Raw genomic sequence first — 20,716 nt, 5'->3', positions numbered from 1 at the left:
TATTAAAAATAGTTTAGGAATCGGCTTTTTTATTTAACTGTAAAATTATTCAAGTAAAAATGCACTATTATAGATAGAAAATTATATTTGACAATCAAATGGCTGTCTCAAAACAATAATCTTGAGATGGCTATTTGAATTATACTAGAACTAGATTTTAAATATAGAGGTGATTTTTCAATGAGAAAATTTATGGCTTTTGATATAGGTGGAAGCTCAGTAAAATGGTCTGTAATTAATGAAAATGGAGAATTTATTGAAAATGGGAAATTTAATGTTCCAAGTGATAAAGAAGAATTTTTTTCTAAGTTATCAAGAACAACCAATGAAATGAAGGGAAAATTTGATGTTAAAGGAATTGCAATAAGTGCTCCAGGAGCAGTTGATAGTGAAAGTGGAGTAATAGGAGGAACAAGTGCTATTCCATATATACATGGGCCTAACTTTAAAGAGATTTTAAATGAAAAGACAAATTTAAACGTTGAACTTGAAAACGATGCTAATTGCGCAGCCCTTGGGGAATGTTGGCTTGGAGCTGGGAAGGACAATAAAGATTTAGCATTTGTTGTATGTGGATCAGGTATAGGTGGAGCAATAGTTAAGGATAAGAAGATTCACGGTGGCGTTCATAAGCATGGAGGAGAATTTGGTTACTGTTCAATAATCTGTGAATTAGAGGGAGAACTTAAATTTGCTAGTTGGAGCAAGGTTGGATCTACCACAGCATTAGTAAGAAAAGTTGAGAAATTAAAGGGATTGGATGAAGGAAGTCTTGATGGGGTTAAAGTTTTTGACTTATGTAATAATGGAGATGATATAGCAATTAATGAAGTTAATAAATATTACTTTATTATGGCAGCAGGAATATATAACATTCAATATACTTATGATCCAGAAGTTATTATTTTAGGTGGAGCAATAAGTGAAAGACCAGAATATGTTGAGGAAATAAATAAGAGAATCGACATACTTATGAGCAGTGATTTGGAGGGGAAAATAAAACCAGTTTTAAAAAAATGCGTATTTGGAAATGATGCTAATAAACTAGGTGCATTATGTAATTATCTTCAAAGAGAAAAAATTCTATAAATTACAGTATTAAATTATTTATAATGACTGAGCTATTTCAAAAGGAAAGTGATTCTTAGATGCACCATTTAAAAATTGGCAATTGATCACTTTATTATTAATTTTGAAATAACTCAGTCTTCTCTTTGTTATGATAATAGATTATCCTAAATGTTCAGTAGATTGGTTATATATTTGCGTATATAATTTTATTCCATGAGTTTTTAAAAGTAGAAATACAGCTAAAAACTTTAATAGTTATTCTGAGTATACTTCTTTACCTAAAACTAATACCTTTTTTATATTTATATCATCGTCAAACAATATCAAGTCTGCATCATAGCCTTCCTTGATCTGCCCTTTATGATCATCAACTTTACAATGTTTAGCACCATTATAAGATGCCATTTTTATTACTTCATAAAGTGGTAAATTAGAGTTTTTGTATACATTTTTTACTGCTTTATCAAGAGTGAGAACAGAACCAGCTAAAGCGCCATTTTTTAAGCGTGCCTCACCATCATTAACGATGACATCTTGCCCTCCTAAGGAGTAGTTACCATTAGGCATGCAGCAAGCCATCATAGCATCAGAGATTAATAAAACATTATCAGTACCTTTTTGTTTGTAAGCAATTCTTAAAGCTGGGTATGAAATATGAATTCCATCTGAAATAGTTTCAGTTGTTATATCGCTGTCAAATATAGCGCCTACCACTCCTGGATTTCTGTGGGTTAAAGGAGTCATAGCATTAAAAAGATGAGTTGCATGGCAAGCACCACATTCAATAGCTTCCATAGCCTCTTCATACGTAGCACTGCTATGACCTAATGAACAGACTATTCCAATTGAGGATAAATACTTAATAAGTTCTTTAGCACCTTCAATTTCTGGTGCTAATGTTATAGATATAATAATATCCTCATAATCCTTAACTATATCATTGTAAGCTGAAACAGATGGCATCAAAATATAGTTGGGATTTTGAGCACCAATTGCTTTTGGACTTACAAACGGACCTTCTAAATGAACTCCAAGAATGTGAGCACCGTCTGAACCTTTTTCTTTTAGCCTTTTAATTGCGTCTAAAGATTTTCTTATATCGTCCACAGCAACAGTCATAGTTGTAGGAGTGAAGGAAGTTGTTCCGTGTTTAATTATAGTTTTAGAAATGGTATTGATTGATTCACTGGTACCGTCCATTGTATCTGAGCCTCCTGCGCCGTGTATATGAACATCAATAAAACCAGGTGAAACATATAGACCATTCGCATCTAAAATGCTATCTGTATCTATATTAGACGGATTTATCTCTTTAATTTTCCCATCTTCAACTAGAATTGAGCCTTGTTCTATCTTGTCTAGGTAAATTATATTACAATTTCTTATTAACATATTTCTTCTCCTTTTAAGTCAAATTTCATATATTATAGTAAGTGGACATTATCAGTTTATATATTCAGTATATAGCATGTATAAAGAATTTTTCAAGTGTATGTTGACAGAATTAAAAGAATAAATTATAATTCTCTTAGTGGTAATTACCACTTGAAAAATATTAATTATTTAAGGAATTATAGAATTGAAAGTACTTAAAAGAAGCGTTTATAGGAAATTTTAAATTATTTGATTTATATTTTCTTTTGTGTACAAGAATAGTATAATTGTTGGGAAAACTACTAGAACTAAAAGAGGTGCACTTATGAGTACGATAAATAAAAATTCTAATATTCCTTTGTATGTTCAACTAATGAATATTCTCATTGAAAAAATAGAAAGCAGCATGGAGGAAAATGAAAAATTGGACTCCGAAAGAGAAATATGCAAAAAATATGCTGTTAGCAGAACTACAGTAAGAGAAGCATTAGACGAGTTGGAAAAAAATAATTATATTTATAAAGTTCAAGGAAAAGGAAATTTCATTTCGCCAAGAGTTGTAGAACAAGATTTAATAAAGGTATCATCTTTCACTGAGGAAATGAAAAAACGTGGAAAAAACCCGACTTCTAAATTATTAAATTTTGAGATAATGGAAGCCAACAGCAAAGTGTCTAAAAAATTAAATATAGAAAAGAACGAGCTTGTGTATAAAATCTCGAGAATAAGGATTGCGGATAACATTCCTATGATATATGAAATGACTTATTTGCCGTATGAAAGATTTAAGCAGCTTACTAGGAATATGATAGAAGAAAATCCATTATATGAGATATTAAAAAATACTTTTAATATTAACATTACATCTGCTGAAGAAGTAATAGAAAGTGTTTTAATAAATAAATTAGAAAGTGTTTATTTAGAAATACCTCAAGGGCAGGCAGGATTAAAGTTTGAAAGAATAGCATATGAGCAAAATGAGATTGTTGAATATACCATAACAATAGCGAGAGGAGACAAATATAGATACAGGGTTTGTTTAAAAAATTAACATCAAAGGAGCGTAATAATAATGAAGTTACTAGTAGTTAAAGATTATGAAGAAATGAGTGAAGTTGCAGCTAAAATATTTAAGGAGGTAATTTCTGAGAAAACAAATGCTGTCCTAGGACTAGCTACAGGAAGTACTCCTGAAGGTTTATATAAAAAGATTATAGAAATGAACAGAAATAAAGAAATAGATTTTTCTAATATAAAAACAGTAAACTTAGATGAATATGTTGGACTTGGAGGAGAAGATCCTCAAAGCTACAGATATTTTATGAATGAAAAGTTATTTAATCATGTTAATATAAATAAAGCAAATACATTTGTTCCAAATGGCTTAGCAAAAGACCTTGATGAAGAAGCTAAGAATTATGATAAAAAAGTGGATGAATTAGGTGGTATTGATATACAAATCCTTGGAATAGGTGCTAACGGCCATATTGCATTCAATGAACCAGATGATTTTTTAATAGCAGAAACTCATGTAACAGGTTTAACTAAAACTACAATAGAGGCAAATTCTAGATTTTTCAAATCTATAGAGGAAGTACCTACTAAAGCTTTATCTATGGGACTTGGTCAAATAATGAAAGCTAGAAAAATAGTATTGTTAGTAAGAGGTCAAGATAAAGCAGAAGCAATAAAAGGATTATTTAAAGGAAATATTACAACTCATAATCCGGCAACTATGTTACACATGCATAAAGATGTAACAGTAATAATAGATGAAGAAATGGCAAATGCAATTAAGTAATTGTAAAATAGGTGAAATTAAAATTTTAAACTATATTAAAATAACGGTGAGTTTTTTAATATAGTTTTTATTGTTTTGAAGGAAATCAAGAATGATTTCTTTTTTTGTACAATTTATATCATATTTTAATATGAATTGTGTGTTAGAGTTATGATGTTCAGTGATTTTTTTATTAGATGTGCTTAACACAACTAGTAAAGTCATTATAAACAGTAGATTTTAATTGAATAAAGATACTAATAATTTATATATATAAATATTATTTTATTGAACATATATAATTGCCTTATAATTTGTATAATTAAACTTAATTTAAGTGTTTAATGATGTATAGAAATGATATAATTAATATATAAATGATATGATAAACATGTATATAAGTTATACCGTAAGGAGAAAGGTGAATATAATGGCAAAATATGAGGAAATTGCTGAAGACATAAGAAATAGAATATTGAATGGTGAATATAATCCTAATGAACAGTTGCCTTTAGAAAAAGAAATGTGTGAATATTATGGGGTTAGTAGAATAACAATAAAAAAGGCTGTTGATGAACTAGTAATTCAAGGGTTAGTAATAAAGCGAAGAGGTTCTGGAACATTTGTAAAAGCTCTTGATGAAGAAGGGGTTCAGGAATTAAGTCTAGCAAAACAATTTGAAGGATTTTCAGAAGCTCATAAGGATAGAAAAGTAACATCTAAAATTATAAAATTCGAAGTAATTCACCCAACGGAAGAAATTGCAACTAAGCTAAAGATTACTACTGATGATTTTGTTTATTATGTAATAAGAACTAGATACGCGGATGATAGTCCATATGTAATTGAGTATACATATATGCCAATAGGCCTTATACCTGGCATAAAAAACGATATTTTAACGAGTTCAGTTTATGGTTACATTGAAAAAAAGCTTAAACTTAAAATAAAAAGTGCTCATAGGATTATTCGAGCTATTTTACCAAATGAGTTGGAACAGGAGTATCTAGAAATAGAAAATAACTTTCCAATATTGGAAGTAGAACAAGTGGGCTTTTTAGACAATGGCCAGCCTTTTGAATTTTCAACAGCACATCATAGAAGTGATAGGATTGAATTCAGGACCGTAAGTATTAAATAAGATATAATTACTTTTATTACAATTATAATTGATGGAGTTAAAATAGAATTTCAAAAATTAAATAGAAAAAAATAAGCTTGATGAAAAGTGAATTACACTTTTCATTAAGCTTATTTTTGCATTCAGTGAAATTGAAAAGGATATACAATAAAGATATCAGATTTAGAGATCTACATTAGAGCTATAAAAGCATTAGAATTACTGGAAACAGAAGTTTTAGCAGTAGAAGATTCAGCATTAAGGAATTAGAGCAGCAAAAGCAGCAGGGCTAACAGTTGTAGCTTTAGAACCAAGAGATTACTACATAGATCAGTCAGAAGCCGATTATAAAGTAAATGATTTGATTGAAATAATTTCTGAAATTTAAATGGAAAGACTTTTGCAAATTAGTATTACAAAGTATATAAGTGATGATTATCTTAGAATTGAGTATTACTATAAATGATTTTAGAAAAAGTTAGAGAAGATATATATAGTGATTCAATGAAAAGAGGGCATTTAAATAGCATTTATATCTATTGAAGATATATGTGAAATAAGTGGTAAGGGTTTTGTAAATGTATAATAAGAAGATTTATGAAAGAGATAGCAGATTAAAAACTGCTATCTCTATTTTTCATTAGTTACTATAAGTTCAATATTATAATTATGAAAATAGTCTGCATACTTTTCTGGAGGACAATCATTTGTTATAACATAATCAAGATCTTTTATATCACAAAATGTCATCAAAGATACAACATCAAATTTTGAGGTATCAGCTAATAAAAAGCATTTAGAACTTTTAGATACTGCTGCTTTTTTTATTTTATACTCGTCTGGAGAGGTATTTGTGACACCGTTTTCAAGTGATATTCCTGTGCAAGCCATAAAGCATTTATTTAAATTATAAGCTGATAATATATCAGGAGCAGTTAACCCAGTAAAAGAAGATGTTTTTCTAGTTAGTTTTCCAGAAAGACAAATTATTTCAATATTCTCATATGGAATTGCTTGGACTATGACATTTAAGTTATTTGTGAAAACAGTAATGTTCTTCTTATCTTTTAAATATTCAATCATATTAAAAGTTGTTGTGCCTGAATCTATGAAAATAGAATCGCCATCTTCAACAAATTGTGATGCTTTCTCAGCAATAGATAATTTAGCAAAATTATTTTTTATTGTTCTTTCCTCAAAAGATAAAAGTTCCTTATTACTACTATTTACAGTTACTCCACCATAAACTTTTTTTATTACGCCTCTATCGACTAAAGTATCTATATCTCTACGAATTGTATTTTTTGACATCTTAAATTCTTCGCATAGTTTATCAATAGAGATAGTTTTATGCTTATATATGTACTTTTCTATTAAATCAATTCTCTTAGAACGCATTAAAATTCACTCCCATAAGTCAAAATAGAATTACTATTATTAATTTAATATTATAAACCAAAGAATTTAAAAGTGAAAGTAATTATAGAATTTAATTTTATATTTAGAAAAAAGTTACAAAAACCAATATGTAATTATTGACAAGTGATAAAAACATATTTATAATTGAATCATAAAGTAACAATAAGTTAATCAAAAGGTAATCAATAGTTAATCAAAAGTTAGAGGGGTGACTAAAATGTCAAATGAGTTCATGATGCCGAAGAAAATATTAACAGGAGGGAAAGCTCTCATCGATAGTAAAGAATATCTAAAATTATTAGGTAAGAAAGCGTTAATCGTTACTGATAGCGTTATGGTTAGTTTAGGAAATGTAAAAATGTTAACAAACATATTAGAGGAAGAGAAAATTTATTACAAGATATATAGTGATATAAATGGTGAACCAACTGATTTAATGGTAGAAAAGGGGGTAGAAATATTTAAAGAAGAAAATTGTGATTTTCTTATAGCTATTGGAGGAGGAAGTCCAATAGATTCGGCGAAAGCCATTGCAATGATGACTAGTAATGACGGGAAGATATCAGACTATATGGGAAAACAGATAACAAATCAATTACCCAAAGTGGTTGCAATACCAACTACAGCAGGAACAGGATCAGAAGCAACTCAATTTACGATAATCTCAGATACAGAAAATGATGTAAAAATGCTTATAAAGGGAAGTTCATTACTTCCGACGCTAGCAATAATAGATCCTATATTTACAATGACAGCTCCAGCAAAAACTACAGCAGCGACAGGAATAGATGCTTTAACACATGCAATTGAAGCATATACATCAAAAAAATCCCAACCACTTTCCGATGTATTTGCAATTTCTGCTGTAAAAAGAATATTTAAATATTTACCTATAGCATTTAAAGATCCTAAAAATGAAGAAGCACGTACTCAAATGTCTATTGCGGCGTTAGAAGGGGGAATTGCTTTTAACAATTCATCTGTAACAATAGTGCATGGAATGAGCAGACCAATAGGTGCATTATTTCATGTGGCACATGGAATATCTAATGCAATGTTGTTGAAGGAATGTCTTACATTTGTACTAGACGGTGCTTACTCTAGATTTGCTGAACTTGCTAGAAATATAAAAATTGTTAATGAGGAAACATCAGATGAAATTGCTTCAAAAAAATTTGTTGATGCTGTAAACGGTTTGTGTAAGGAGCTTCAAATACCTTCATTAGAAGAGTATGGAATAGACCGGAACAAGTTTTTCGATAATTTAGATAAAATGGCTGATGATGCAATTGAAAGCGGTAGTCCAAGCAATACAATTAAAAATATTACACATGAAGATATTGTTTCTATATATAAAGCACTTTGGAGGTAAATGAAATGCCATTAGTAGATATGAGAGGACTTTTAAAAAGTGCTTTAAAAGAAAATTATGCGGTTGGAAGTTTTAGCGTTGCTAATATGGAAATGGTTATGGGAGTCATAAAGGCAGCAGAAGAATTAAAATCTCCAATTATACTTCAAATAGCAGAAGTAAGATTAAAATATTCACCTTTAGAACTTATTGGTCCAATAATGGTAAAAGCTGCTGAAAATTCAAAAGTGCCAGTAGCAGTACATTTTGATCATGGAGCTACAATTGAGAATGTAAAGAAGGCTTTGGATTTAGGATTTACATCAGTAATGATAGATGGATCACATTTAGAGATTGAAGAAAACATAAAAATAACTAATAAAATATCAAGCATAGCGAAATTATATAATGCATCAGTTGAAGCTGAAATTGGACATGTTGGTGGCAGTGAAGATGGAAGTGAAGAAATAGAGATTCAAGTGACTAAGTTAGAAAGTGCTAAAAAGTTTTTTGAAAATACAGAAATAGATGCTTTGGCTGTAGCAATAGGCAATGCTCATGGAGTATATAGTGGAGAGCCTAATTTGAGGTTTGACGTACTTAAAAATTTACAAAATAACATACCAATACCGTTGGTTTTGCATGGAGGATCTGGAATATCAGCGGAGGATTTTAAAAAGTGTGCGACAATGGGAATAAAAAAAATAAATATTGCAACAGCTACATTTAATTTAGTTAAGGAAAGCGTAAAAGAATTAAACAAGAGATTAGAAGATTATGATTATTTTAAATTACATGAAACAGAGATTAAGGCTGCCTACGAAAATGTTAAAAAGCATATAGAAATATTTGGAAGTTCAAATAAGCATAAGGAGGAACTATAAATGGAATATATTAAATTTGATAAAGCAAGAAAAATGGATATAGTACCCATAGGAAGAGTCGCAATTGATTTTAATCCTATAGATATTAACAAGCCTTTATCTGAAAGTAGCACTTTTAAAAAATATTTAGGAGGATCACCAGCTAATATTGCAGTTGGACTTGCAAGATTAGGTAAAAAGATTGGATTCATTGGCAAAGTATCAAAGGATCAGTTTGGAGAATTTGTTGTTAATTATTTCGATAATGAAGGGATAGATACATCTCAAATAAAGTATTCAAAGAATGGAGAAAATTTAGGATTAACTTTTACTGAAATAGCAAGCCCAACAGAGAGTAGTATATTAATGTATAGACAGGGAATTGCGGATTTAGAATTGAATGTTGATGAAATCGACGAGGAATATATAAAAAATACTAAGGCAATAGTGATATCAGGGACAGCTCTTGCCAAAAGTCCATCAAGAGAAGCAGCATTGAAAGCGCTGGAATTAGCTAAAAGGAATAATACAGTTGTAATATTTGATGTGGATTATAGAGCTTATAATTGGAAAAATAGTGATGAAATAGCTATATACTATTCGATTGCTGGAAAACAAAGCGATATTATAATGGGCTCACGAGAAGAATTTGATTTAATGGAAAAATTAATTACTAGAGAGAAAAATTCAGATGAAGAAACAGCGAAAAGATGGTTAGATTACGGAAACAAAATAGTAGTAATTAAGCATGGTAAAGAAGGATCTACTGCTTACACTAGTGATGGAAAGTCATACAATATAAAGCCATTTCCGGTTAAGCTACTTAAATCATTTGGTGGTGGAGATGCTTATGCATCAGCATTCCTATATGGTTTATTAGAAGGATGGAGCATTATGGATTCATTGGAATTTGGAAGTGCATCAGCAGCAATGCTAGTGGCTAGTCATAGTTGCTCACAAGATATGCCTACAGTGGAAGCAATAAGAAATTTTATAAAAGAAGAAAAAGAAGAATATGGAGATATGGTAGCTAGAGCATAAAAGGAGGAGTTAATATGGTTCATAATTTGGATGGATTGGAAAATGGCGAGAATATATTATGTCAAATTAATGGTAAAAATAAAGAAATGTTAATGGATGTAACGGTAGAAAAATTAGAAAAAAATCAAAGAAGAGAATATCTAAAAAGTGATAAGGAAATAGCTATTTTACTTCTGACAGGACAAGTGAAAATAAATTGGCTTGAAAATTCTAAGTCTATTGAAAGAAAATCAGTATTTGATGAGGATCCATGGTGTTTACATGTACCTAAGAAAGTTGGAATTACTGTTGAAGCCAGTGAAGATAGTGAGATATTAATTCAAAGCACTGAAAATTTGGGATTTTTTGAACCAAAGTTATATTCACCAAGTGAATGTAAGAGTGAAATCTTTGGAGAAGGGACTTGGAATGGTACAGCTAGAAGGGTGGTAAGAACAATATTTGATTATAAAAATGCACCGTATTCCAATATGGTTATTGGAGAAGTTATAACATATCCAGGAAAATGGTCAAGCTATCCTCCACATTACCATCCTCAACCAGAAGTTTACTTTTATAAGTTCAATAAACCACAAGGATTTGGATTGTGCTTAAATGGAGATAAAGCATACAAGATTCTAGATAATAGCTTTGCAACAATAATTGGGGGAGATGTACATCCGCAAACATCTGCTCCAGGATATGCAATGTATTATTGTTGGATGATTAGGCATCTAGAAAATAATCCTTGGACAGATAGAATAGATGTAGATGAACATAAATGGCTTTGGAATAAGAATGCTAAAATATGGCCTGAGGAGTAAAGGGAGGTAAAGAGATGAATTCTATTAAAATGACAACAGCTCAAGCACTAATAAGATTTTTAAATAATCAATACATTTTATTTGATGGGAAAGAGGAACGATTTATTGATGGAATCTTTACTATATTTGGGCATGGAATAGTTTTAGGACTTGGACAAGCACTTGATGAAAATCCAGGAAACTTAAAAGTTTATCAAGGAAGAAACGAACAGGGAATGGCACATGTTGCGTCAGCTTTTGCTAAGCAAAATAATAGAAGAAAGATAATAGCATGTTCAACATCAATAGGACCAGGAGCTGCTAATATGGTTACAGCAGCAGCTACTGCAACAGTGAATAATATTCCATTACTTATGTTCCCAGGAGATTCATTTGCTAGTAGACAACCAGATCCTGTACTCCAACAAATTGAACAATCTTATAATATTGGAATTACAACTAATGATGCATTTAAGCCAGTATGTAAGTATTGGGATAGAGTTTCCAGACCAGAGCAATTAATGTCTGCAATGATTAATGCAATGCGAGTTCTTACAGATCCATCAGATACTGGAGCTGTGTGCATAGCATTACCACAAGATGTTCAAGGTGAAAGTTTTGACTTCCCAGAATATTTCTTTAAAAAACGTATTCATAAAATAACAAGACCGATAGCTGTGGATGAAGAGTTTAAAGAATGTGTTGAATTAATAACTAAGAGAAAGAAACCAATAATAATTTGTGGCGGTGGTGTTAGATATTCAGAAGCTGGAGAAGTACTTGAAAGATTTGCAGAAAAGTTTAATATTCCAATAGGAGAAACGCAAGCAGGAAAAAGTGCTGTAAGAGGAAGTCACCATATGAATTTAGGAGGAATAGGAGTAACAGGAAATTTGGCTGCTAATACAATTGCTAAAGATGCAGATTTAGTAATAGGAATAGGAACAAGATTTTCAGATTTTACGACATCATCTAAATCTTTATTTAAAAATCCAGAAGTAGATTTTATAGCAATAAATTTATCAAAATTTCATGCAAGTAAATTGGATTCCAATAAGGTGGTTGGTGATGCTAAAGTCTGTATTGAGAAACTTAGTAATTTATTAGAAAAAGAAAATTATGTTTCATCATATGAAGAGGAGATTAAAAATGCAAAACAAGCATGGAGAGAGGAGATGGATAGGCTAATTAATATAAAATATGGAAAAGATTTCACTCCAATTATAAAATCAAGAAATGAAAGAAGCTTGGAAGAATTTAAAGAATTAACTAGCGGAGTTATTACTCAGACATCGGCTCTAGGATTGATTAGAGAATGTATTGATGATAATGCGATTGTAGTCGGTGCATCAGGAAGCTTGCCAGGGGATCTTCAAAGAATGTGGGAAACTGATTATAGAAATTCATATCATATGGAATATGGGTATTCCTGCATGGGATATGAAATAGCTGCAAGTCTAGGGTGTAAAATTGCGGAACCTAGCAAAGAAGTCTACTCACTAGTTGGTGATGGAAGTTACTTAATGTTACATTCAGAACTTATTACTTCATTGCAAGAAGGTAAAAAGATAAATGTATTATTATTTGATAATTGTGGATTTGGATGTATTAATAATCTACAAATGTCTAATGGAATAGGTAATCTTGCTACAGAGTTTAGATACAGAAATAAAGACACAGAAGAGCTTAATGGAGGTTTAATTCCTATAGATTTTGCTAAGGCAGCAAGTGGATACGGAGCGAAAACATATACAGCTAAGACTTTAGAGGAATTAAAAGTTGCATTGATTGATGCAAAAAAACAAAAAATTTCTACGTTAATTGATATTAAAGTTTTACCAAAAACCATGACTGATGGATATGAATCATGGTGGCATGTAGGATTAGCTGAAGTATCAGAAAAAAAATCTGTTAATGAAGCTTTTGAAGATGGGCAAAATCAACTTAAAAATGCAAGAAAATATTAAAGGAGAGATAATTTATGTTAAAGGTTGGAATTATTGGTGCAGGAAGAATTGGAAAAGTTCATGGAGAAAGTATTTCAAAGTATGTTAAAAATGCAGAGGTAAAAGCTATAGCAGATGTATTTTTAAATGAAGCTACAATAAATTGGGCAAGAGAAATTGGGATTCAAGGTGTATATAAAGATTATAAAAAGATACTAGAAGATCCAGAAATAGATGCTATTCTTATATGTTCATCTACAGATACTCATTCAAAAATCTCTATAGAAGCAATAAGAGCAGGTAAGCATGTATTTTGCGAAAAGCCAATTGATCATGATTTGGCAAGAATTAAAGAAGTGATAGATGAACTTAATAAATCAAATGTTAAATATCAAGTGGGTTTCAATAGAAGATATGATCATAATTTTAAAGCCATAAGAAATGCGGTTGTGGAAGGGAAGATTGGAGAACCACATGTTCTTAAAATAACTTCAAGAGATCCTGAACCACCTTCAATTGATTATGTAAAGGTATCAGGAGGAATATTTTTAGATATGACAATTCATGATTTTGATATGGCAAGATATCTTTTAGGTAGTGATGTGGTAGAAGTTTATGCAGCTGGTAATGTTCTAGTTGATAATGCAATAGGAGAAGCAGGTGATATTGATACAGCTATTATAACTCTAAAAATGGCCAATGGAGCAATGGCAGTTATAGATAATTCAAGGCAGTCAGCTTATGGATATGATCAAAGAGCTGAAGTATTTGGATCTCTTGGTCAAGTGTCTGTGGGAAATGATAGTATCTCAAAGGCGGTGATATCAACTAAGGATGGAGTTGCAGCTGAAAAGCCATTGTTTTTCTTCTTAGAAAGGTATATGCAGGCATATGCAGATGAGATTACAGAATTCATAGATGCAATTGTTAACAATAAAGATGTTTCAGTAAGTGCGGATGACGGATTAAAGGCTGTGTTAATAGGAGATGCTGCAACTAAATCATTGAAAGAGAATAGACCAGTTAGGATATCAGAAATAGTATATTAGAATTTTGGAGGAGATTGTTATGCTTAATACTGAAAAAGTAAAATTAGGAATTTGTCCAATAGGATGGACAAATGATGATATGCCTGATTTAGGAAAAGAAAATACATTTGAACAAGCTGTAAGTGAAATGGCTCTTGCAGGATTTAAAGGTACTGAAGTAGGAAATAAATATCCCAAAGATGTAAATGTTTTAAAAAAAGCATTAGACTTAAGAAATCTTCAAATAGCAAGTGCTTGGTTTAGTTCATTTTTAACTACTAAGCCTTATGAAGAAACTGAAAAAGAATTTATAGCTTATAGGGACTTCTTACATGAAATGGGTGCAAAAGTTATAGTAGTATCAGAGCAAGGGCATAGTATTCAAGGGGAAATGGATACCCCAATATTTGAGGGAAAATATTATTTTAATGAAGAAGAGTGGAAATTATTAGCTGACGGTCTAAATAAGCTTGGAAGGTTAGCAGAAGATAAAGGAATGAAAATTGTTTATCATCATCATATGGGGACTGGAGTACAAACCACTGATGAAATTGATAAGTTAATGAGTATGACTGATGAAAGCTTAGTATATTTATTATTTGATACAGGTCATTTGGTTTATTCAGGAGAGAATCCAATTGCAATATTAAATAAATATGCTAATAGAATTAAGCATGTGCATTTAAAAGATATAAGAGCAGACGTTTTAGAAAAAGTTAAGAAAGAAAAAATGAGTTTTTTAATGGGAGTAAGAGAGGGTTCATTCACTGTTCCAGGAGATGGATGTATAGATTTTGAGCCAATATTTAAGATATTGGATGAAAACAATTATGAAGGCTGGATATTAGTTGAAGCAGAACAGGATCCAGCAATTGCAAACCCATTTGAATATGCAATGAAAGCTAGAAAATACATCAAAGAAAAAACAGGATTTTAAAATTAAAATTCATAAAAGATTTCAAATGAACAAAATCTATTAAGTTTGGTAACTAGTATTTCTTAAAAAAGAGTGTGTAATATATCTAGTTACCATACTAATGATAGGTATAAGTTACTAATATATTGAAATCAGAATAAAGCATTTATAAATATATTAAGAAAAACAGTATTAATATGAAAAAATAAATTATAAAAGTATTTGTGTAATTCTGAATGATTCTAATTATTTAAAGTAGATAAGGAGGAATTAGAATGGAACAAGGTTCTTATAATATTAAGAAAAAAAGCAATTTGAGGAAAATACAAATCATATCAACGTTTGGGGGATTGCTATTTGGATATGATACTGGTGTGTTTAATGGAGCATTAAGTTTCATGAAACGACCAGATCAATTAGATTTGACACCTATGAATGAAGGGCTTGTTACAAGTATATTAACATTAGGTGCAGCATTTGGTGCAATAATTGGCGGACGTCTATCTGATAAATATGGTAGAAAAAAGATAATAAGAATGTTAGCTATTATATTCTTTTTTGCAACTATAACTTGTTCAATTGCACCTAATGCAAATATTATGATTGTTTCTAGATTTGTTTTAGGGTTAGCTGTAGGAGGAGCATCAGTTATTGTGCCAACATTTTTAGCAGAATTGGCACCTATGCACCTAAGAGGAAGCATAGTATCTAAAAATGAAATGATGATTGTAACTGGACAATTAGTAGCTTATGTTATAAATGCTGTATTAGGAAACCTTTTTGCAGATAATTCTGGTGTATGGCGTTATATGATAGTACTTGCTACTATTCCAGCAATTGTATTGTGGTTTGGAATGATGGTACTTCCTGAAACACCAAGATGGTTAGCATCTAATGGAAAAACAGCAAAAGCATTAGAAGTTCTAAAACAGATTCGTGATAAAGCAGAGGCAGAAGCGGAATTAGAAGAAATAAATAAGAATATTGAAGCGGAAAAGCATTTAGACAAGGCATCATTTGCTGATTTATCTATTCCTTGGATTCGTCGTATTGTTTTAATTGGAGTTGGAATAGGTATTACACAACAAATTGCTGGAATTAATATAATGATGTATTATGGAACATCAATTTTGGAACAAGCTGGATTTGGTACAAAGGTGGCATTAATTGCTAATATAGGAAACGGGTTGATGTCTGTTATAGCAGCTATATTTTTTGTAAAATGTGTTGGTGATAAATATCCTCGTAGGAAATTATATTTACTTGGAATAACTGGAACTACTATAGCTATGACAGCGTTATCTGTTGTTACAAACGTATTACAGGGTTCATCTATGCTTCCTTTTGTTGTAATAATGTGTACTATTGTTTATATAGCTTTCTTCCAAGCATTTCTTGGACCATTAACTTGGCTACTAATATCAGAAATTTTCCCATTAAGATTAAGAGGTTTTGGAATGGGAATATCAGCATTTGCTTTATGGGTAGCTAACTTTATAGTAGGTTTTGTATTCCCTATATTATTGGCAAGATTTGGTTTGTCAGGAGCATTCATAGTGTTTATAGGATCGTCAATTATAGGAGGTATATTTATCTATAAATGTGCACCGGAGACATATGGTAAATCATTGGAGGAAATAGAGCAGTCATTTAGAAAATATAAGAATGATGATTTTGTTGAAGAAAATATAGAAGCTAGGTTGTAGCAGTATACTTTAGGAATCATTGGTGCAAAAATAATTAATGATGTATGCATTTGAAATAATAAACAAACGTAGTTAAAGTCTGTTTCTATGAAAACCTTTAACTATAAAGTGATGAGTGATAAATATATGTTGCGATATTAAATTTATAGTTAAGAATCTAGTAAGCTAAAGTTTAATTAAGATTGAAGTTTAAAAATTTAATTTCACCATATAAATTATATCGAAAACAAAAAATATTAATTATAAAAGATATTAATATAAATACAATATATCTTAAAGGGGGAATATTAAATGGAAAATATTAAGGTAAAGGAAGAAAATGGGATATCAGTGATTTGTATTGATAGACCTAAGTCACTTAATGCATTAAATACACAAACACTCAAGGAACTAGGACAAATAATAAATGATATATCAGAAAGAAAGGATATATATACTGTTATCATAACAGGATCAGGAGAAAAGGCTTTTGTAGCTGGAGCAGATATAACAGAAATGAAAAGTAAAAGTGCAATAGAGGGAAGAGAGATGGCTAAGCTAGCTCAAAAGGTATTTTCTAATATTGAAAATATGCCACAAGTTGTTATAGCTGCTGTAAACGGTTATGCATTGGGTGGAGGATGCGAATTATCAATGGCGTGTGATATAAGATTAGCTTCTACCAATGCTAAATTTGGACAACCGGAAGTTGGATTAGGAATAATTCCAGGTTTTGCGGGAACTCAAAGGCTACCAAGATTAGTTGGAAAAGGAATAGCTAAAGAACTGATATTTACTACAGATATGATAGATGCAAAAGAAGCTTATAGAATTGGTCTTGTTAATAAAGTTTACGAACCAGAAGAACTAATGGAAAAAACTATTGAGTTAGCTCAAAAAATAATGAAAAAAGGATTATTTGCAGTAAGCTTGGCTAAATCAGCAATAAATAATGGCTTAAATATGGATACTGAATCAGCCTATGCATTTGAAGCAGACCTATTTGGATTATGTTTTTCAACTGATGATCAAACAGAAGGAATGAGTGCATTTATAGAAAAAAGAAAGGCTCTATTTAAAGGATGTTAAAAGATTAAGACGCTAGGACAGTTAATTAATCTTGAAAGGACTGAATATAGGTGAGAAAAGTAAAAGTTTTAACAAGTCGCGAAGCAGTACAAATAGTGAAGGATGGAGATGTGTTAGTAACTGGCGGATTTGTTGGTAGTTGTGCACCTGAAACTCTTAGTTGTGCTTTAGAAAAACGTTTCATTGAAACAAATCATCCGCAAAATATAACTTTATTTCATGCAGCAGGACAAGGCGATAGTAAGGGGAAAGGTTCAGATCATTATGCCCACGAAGGCTTACTTAAGAGAGTGGTTGCAGGTCATTATAATTTAGCACCGAAAATTGGAAAGTTAATTAATGAAAATAAAATAGAAGCTTATAATCTACCACAAGGGACAATTTCTCAATTATTTAGAGATATTGCGGGAAAAAGAATCGGGACAATAACTCACGTTGGATTGAATACATTTGTGGATCCAAGAATTAGTGGTGGAAAATTAAATGAAAAAACAAAAGAAGATCTAGTAAAGCTAATAAATATAGAAGGTGAAGAAAAATTATTATACAAATCAATTCCAGTTAATGTCTGCTTCTTAAGAGGATCTTTTGCAGATGAATACGGTAATGTATCATTAGAAAAAGAAATAGCTACACTTGAGGATACGTCAATAGCCCAAGCTTGTAAGAATAATGGCGGAAAAGTAATAGTTCAAGTAGAAAAAGTAGTTGAAGCAGGATCTTTAGACCCACGTCTTATAAAAATTCCAGGTATATATGTAGATGCGGTTGTAATCTCAACTCCCGAAGAGCATGAACAATCCTTCGAATGCCCATTTAATCCAGCAGTAACAGGTGAAATGAGAATTCCATTAAACAGTGTAGAAAAAGCTCCATTAAATGAGAGAAAGATAATTGCGAGAAGAGCAGCTATGGAATTAAAGAAAGATACGGTAGTAAATTTAGGTATAGGGATACCAGAAGTTATTTCTTTAGTTGCGAATGAAGAAGGAATTGGTGAATATATGACATTAACTGTAGAAGCCGGTCCAATAGGAGGTATACCACAAGGATGCACAGCTTTTGGAGCGAGTATAAATCCAGAAGCTATTATAGATCAGCCATATCAATTTGATTTTTATGATGGTGGAGGCGTCGATATAGCATTTTTAGGACTAGCTCAGGTTGATGAACATGGAAATTTGAATGTAAGTAAGTTTGGGCCTAGAATTGCTGGATGTGGTGGATTCATAAATATAACTCAAAATGCTAAGAAAGTGTTATTTTGTGGAACATTCACTGCAGGAGGCTTAAAAGTAGTAACAGGAGATGGCAAATTAGAAATTAAACAAGAAGGAAAAGCTAAAAAATTCATTAAGGATGTAGAGCAAATTACATTTAGTGGAGATTATGCAAGAAGGATGGATCAACAAGTTATGTATATAACTGAGAGAGCAGTATTTGAGTTAAGGAAAGATGGATTATACCTTACAGAAATAGCGCCTGGGATAGATCTAAAAAAGGATGTATTGGATTTAATGGATTTCAAACCTAAAATGGATGGAGTACCTAGACTAATGAATGGAAGAATATTTTATGATAAGTTGATGGGATTAAGGGAGTAAATATATTTTATATAAAATTAAGGGCTCTAAGCGTTAAGATAGGGTACCTATTGAAAATTCAAATTATATTTAAATTAAAAAGATATACATTACAAGGGGGATTTAAAAGATGGATTTTAATTTAACAGAGCAACAAGAAAAAATAGTGAAAATGGTAAGGGAATTTGCAGAAAACGAAATTAAACCTAAAGTAGTTGCATATGACGAAAGTGGAGAATTTCCAATAGACACTTATAAGAAAATGGGGGAATTAGGATTGATAGGGCTTCCATATCCAAAGGAATATGGTGGAACTGGTGGAGATTATTTATCTTATGTTTTAGCAGTTGAAGAAATATCAAAAGTGAGTGGTTCATTAGGAATTTCATATTCAGTAAGTACTTCTCTTTGTTCAGGAGGAATAATTAATGCAGCATCTGAAGAACAAAAGAAAAGATATCTTCCAGACATTTTGTCAGGAAAAAAATTCGGATCATTTGGATTAACTGAACCAAATGCAGGATCAGATGCAGGTGGATGTATAACAACAGCTGATAAGAATGGTGAGTATTATATATTAAATGGTGCAAAATGCTTTATCACAAATGGACCTTTATCAGAAACATTCTTAGTATTTGCATTAACTGATAAGAGCAAAGGAGCAAAAGGATTATCAGCTTTTATAGTTGAAAAGGAATTCGAAGGATTCTCTATAGGAAAGATTGAGAATAAATGTGGTATAAGATCAGCACAAGTTTCAGAACTTGTATTTGAAAATTGTAAGGTTCCAGTTGAAAACTTAGTAGGAGCTGAGGGCAAAGGTTTTGGAATAGCAATGAAGACTCTTGATGGAGGAAGAATAGGAGTTGCAGCTCAAGGACTTGGAATAGCAGAAGGAGCGTTTGAAGTAGCTAAGCAATATATGAAGGAAAGAGAGCAATTTGGAAAACCTTTATGGAAAAATCAATATTTAGCTTTCAAAATGGCAGAGTTAGAGCTTGAAATAGAGCAAGCTAAATACATGGTATATAAGGCTGCCATGGATAAACAAGAAGGAAAGCCTTACTCAGTTTCTGCAGCTAAAGCAAAACTAGCTTGTACAGATGCAGCAATGCACGTAACAACTGAGGCTGTGCAAATGTTAGGTGGAAATGGTTATATGAGAGAATATAATGTTGAGAGAATGATGAGGGATGCTAAGATAACTCAAATATATGAAGGCACAAATGAGATACAAAAACTCATTATAAGCGGAAATATATTTAGATAGGATACAGGCCATTGACGAAAACAATTATACCTAAATAATGAAAATCGTTGCCATGCAATAGTTGGTAATCTTACTAAAGCAGTACAAGAATTAATAGCTCAATTTGAAGAAATAAGGCGCGCTGAATAATTAGCATTAAATAAAGTGAAGTAAAAGTGCAATAAAAAATAATCAGATCAATAGGTTATAATCAAGTGGTCTTTAATGAAGATTTTGAATATAACTTATTGATCTAATTTTAGTTAGAGACTAGTAGGAAATAAATTTCTTCTACATATTTAGATTTTAAGGAGAGTGTAAAATAGTCTGTGTAAACTTCATTAGGATGATATAATAAATTATCAAATGAAGGGAGCACAGGCTATGTCTTTATCTAGAGATGAATTAGTAAAATTAAT

Annotated in this window: 17 protein-coding genes; 15 read left to right on the top strand and 2 right to left on the bottom strand. The window is 31.1% G+C overall.

The window, feature by feature from the left end:
* The first annotated feature begins 180 nt into the window (after positions 1 to 180).
* Positions 181 to 1,089, top strand: coding sequence for an ROK family protein (locus tag L3B96_RS26575; protein ID WP_238901010.1), 909 nt, complete (start codon positions 181 to 183; stop codon positions 1,087 to 1,089).
* Between the two features lie 237 nt (positions 1,090 to 1,326).
* Here L3B96_RS26575 and nagA read toward each other — a convergent pair whose 3' ends face one another.
* Positions 1,327 to 2,463: an N-acetylglucosamine-6-phosphate deacetylase gene (gene nagA / locus L3B96_RS26570; protein ID WP_238949005.1), complete on the bottom strand. Its 1,137-nt coding sequence runs from the start codon at positions 2,461 to 2,463 to the stop codon at positions 1,327 to 1,329.
* 307 nt (positions 2,464 to 2,770) lie between these two features.
* Here nagA and L3B96_RS26565 point away from each other — a divergent pair, with 307 nt between their 5' ends.
* The 3 genes from L3B96_RS26565 to L3B96_RS26555 all read left to right on the top strand — a co-directional run bounded on the left by L3B96_RS26565 (position 2,771) and on the right by L3B96_RS26555 (position 5,366).
* Complete coding sequence (locus L3B96_RS26565; RefSeq protein ID WP_012060719.1) at positions 2,771 to 3,496, top strand: GntR family transcriptional regulator; 726 nt, start codon at positions 2,771 to 2,773, stop codon at positions 3,494 to 3,496.
* Between the two features lie 21 nt (positions 3,497 to 3,517).
* A complete protein-coding gene (gene nagB / locus L3B96_RS26560) occupies positions 3,518 to 4,246 on the top strand; it encodes a glucosamine-6-phosphate deaminase (protein WP_012060718.1) in 729 nt (242 codons plus the stop codon).
* 409 nt (positions 4,247 to 4,655) lie between these two features.
* Positions 4,656 to 5,366: a GntR family transcriptional regulator gene (locus L3B96_RS26555; RefSeq protein WP_238949004.1), complete on the top strand. Its 711-nt coding sequence runs from the start codon at positions 4,656 to 4,658 to the stop codon at positions 5,364 to 5,366.
* Between the two features lie 609 nt (positions 5,367 to 5,975).
* Here the strand turns inward: L3B96_RS26555 and L3B96_RS26550 are convergent.
* A complete protein-coding gene (locus L3B96_RS26550; RefSeq protein ID WP_238901007.1) occupies positions 5,976 to 6,743 on the bottom strand; it encodes a DeoR/GlpR family DNA-binding transcription regulator in 768 nt (255 codons plus the stop codon).
* A gap of 238 nt (positions 6,744 to 6,981) precedes the next feature.
* On the opposite strand from L3B96_RS26550, the gene L3B96_RS26545 reads away from it, so the two are divergent.
* The 11 genes from L3B96_RS26545 (at position 6,982) to L3B96_RS26495 (ending at position 20,318) form a co-directional block, all read left to right on the top strand.
* Positions 6,982 to 8,136, top strand: coding sequence for an iron-containing alcohol dehydrogenase (locus L3B96_RS26545; RefSeq protein WP_238901006.1), 1,155 nt, complete (start codon positions 6,982 to 6,984; stop codon positions 8,134 to 8,136).
* A 5-nt stretch (positions 8,137 to 8,141) separates the two neighbouring features.
* Positions 8,142 to 8,999: a class II fructose-bisphosphate aldolase gene (locus L3B96_RS26540; protein WP_238949003.1), complete on the top strand. Its 858-nt coding sequence runs from the start codon at positions 8,142 to 8,144 to the stop codon at positions 8,997 to 8,999.
* Positions 9,000 to 10,019, top strand: a complete 1,020-nt coding sequence (gene iolC, locus L3B96_RS26535; RefSeq protein WP_173709113.1) for a 5-dehydro-2-deoxygluconokinase — start codon at positions 9,000 to 9,002, stop codon at positions 10,017 to 10,019.
* Between the two features lie 14 nt (positions 10,020 to 10,033).
* Positions 10,034 to 10,822 (top strand): 5-deoxy-glucuronate isomerase, encoded by a 789-nt coding sequence (locus L3B96_RS26530; protein WP_238949002.1) that lies wholly within the window; start codon positions 10,034 to 10,036, stop codon positions 10,820 to 10,822.
* Between the two features lie 14 nt (positions 10,823 to 10,836).
* Positions 10,837 to 12,768 carry a 3D-(3,5/4)-trihydroxycyclohexane-1,2-dione acylhydrolase (decyclizing) gene (iolD, locus tag L3B96_RS26525; RefSeq protein WP_238949001.1) on the top strand — a complete coding sequence of 644 codons (1,932 nt, stop codon included), beginning with the start codon at positions 10,837 to 10,839 and terminating at the stop codon, positions 12,766 to 12,768.
* A 14-nt stretch (positions 12,769 to 12,782) separates the two neighbouring features.
* Entirely contained in the window at positions 12,783 to 13,796 is a 1,014-nt protein-coding gene (gene iolG / locus L3B96_RS26520; protein ID WP_012060703.1) for an inositol 2-dehydrogenase, read from the top strand.
* A gap of 19 nt (positions 13,797 to 13,815) precedes the next feature.
* Entirely contained in the window at positions 13,816 to 14,712 is an 897-nt protein-coding gene (gene iolE / locus L3B96_RS26515; protein ID WP_238949000.1) for a myo-inosose-2 dehydratase, read from the top strand.
* A 254-nt stretch (positions 14,713 to 14,966) separates the two neighbouring features.
* The gene (locus tag L3B96_RS26510; protein ID WP_012060701.1) at positions 14,967 to 16,397 is read left to right on the top strand and encodes a sugar porter family MFS transporter; all 1,431 of its coding nucleotides are present in this window, start codon (positions 14,967 to 14,969) and stop codon (positions 16,395 to 16,397) included.
* 291 nt (positions 16,398 to 16,688) lie between these two features.
* A complete protein-coding gene (locus L3B96_RS26505; RefSeq protein ID WP_077843836.1) occupies positions 16,689 to 17,465 on the top strand; it encodes an enoyl-CoA hydratase-related protein in 777 nt (258 codons plus the stop codon).
* A gap of 50 nt (positions 17,466 to 17,515) precedes the next feature.
* Positions 17,516 to 19,069 carry an acyl CoA:acetate/3-ketoacid CoA transferase gene (locus L3B96_RS26500; RefSeq protein ID WP_012060699.1) on the top strand — a complete coding sequence of 518 codons (1,554 nt, stop codon included), beginning with the start codon at positions 17,516 to 17,518 and terminating at the stop codon, positions 19,067 to 19,069.
* A gap of 109 nt (positions 19,070 to 19,178) precedes the next feature.
* Positions 19,179 to 20,318, top strand: a complete 1,140-nt coding sequence (locus tag L3B96_RS26495) for an acyl-CoA dehydrogenase family protein (protein WP_012060698.1) — start codon at positions 19,179 to 19,181, stop codon at positions 20,316 to 20,318.
* Positions 20,319 to 20,716: the final 398 nt, after the last annotated feature.

This window comes from Clostridium sp. YIM B02569 (assembly GCF_022320765.1).
Classification (GTDB): Bacteria; Bacillota; Clostridia; order Clostridiales; family Clostridiaceae; genus Clostridium; species Clostridium beijerinckii.
This window is presented reverse-complemented; position numbering and strand designations above follow the sequence as displayed.

Coding starts and splice junctions, on each gene's coding strand:
- L3B96_RS26575 (WP_238901010.1), top strand. CDS start 181: ATGAGAAAATTTATGGCTTTTGATATAGGTGGAAGCTCAGTAAAATGG.
- nagA (WP_238949005.1), bottom strand. CDS start 2,463: ATGTTAATAAGAAATTGTAATATAATTTACCTAGACAAGATAGAACAA.
- L3B96_RS26565 (WP_012060719.1), top strand. CDS start 2,771: ATGAGTACGATAAATAAAAATTCTAATATTCCTTTGTATGTTCAACTA.
- nagB (WP_012060718.1), top strand. CDS start 3,518: ATGAAGTTACTAGTAGTTAAAGATTATGAAGAAATGAGTGAAGTTGCA.
- L3B96_RS26555 (WP_238949004.1), top strand. CDS start 4,656: ATGGCAAAATATGAGGAAATTGCTGAAGACATAAGAAATAGAATATTG.
- L3B96_RS26550 (WP_238901007.1), bottom strand. CDS start 6,743: ATGCGTTCTAAGAGAATTGATTTAATAGAAAAGTACATATATAAGCAT.
- L3B96_RS26545 (WP_238901006.1), top strand. CDS start 6,982: ATGTCAAATGAGTTCATGATGCCGAAGAAAATATTAACAGGAGGGAAA.
- L3B96_RS26540 (WP_238949003.1), top strand. CDS start 8,142: ATGCCATTAGTAGATATGAGAGGACTTTTAAAAAGTGCTTTAAAAGAA.
- iolC (WP_173709113.1), top strand. CDS start 9,000: ATGGAATATATTAAATTTGATAAAGCAAGAAAAATGGATATAGTACCC.
- L3B96_RS26530 (WP_238949002.1), top strand. CDS start 10,034: ATGGTTCATAATTTGGATGGATTGGAAAATGGCGAGAATATATTATGT.
- iolD (WP_238949001.1), top strand. CDS start 10,837: ATGAATTCTATTAAAATGACAACAGCTCAAGCACTAATAAGATTTTTA.
- iolG (WP_012060703.1), top strand. CDS start 12,783: ATGTTAAAGGTTGGAATTATTGGTGCAGGAAGAATTGGAAAAGTTCAT.
- iolE (WP_238949000.1), top strand. CDS start 13,816: ATGCTTAATACTGAAAAAGTAAAATTAGGAATTTGTCCAATAGGATGG.
- L3B96_RS26510 (WP_012060701.1), top strand. CDS start 14,967: ATGGAACAAGGTTCTTATAATATTAAGAAAAAAAGCAATTTGAGGAAA.
- L3B96_RS26505 (WP_077843836.1), top strand. CDS start 16,689: ATGGAAAATATTAAGGTAAAGGAAGAAAATGGGATATCAGTGATTTGT.
- L3B96_RS26495 (WP_012060698.1), top strand. CDS start 19,179: ATGGATTTTAATTTAACAGAGCAACAAGAAAAAATAGTGAAAATGGTA.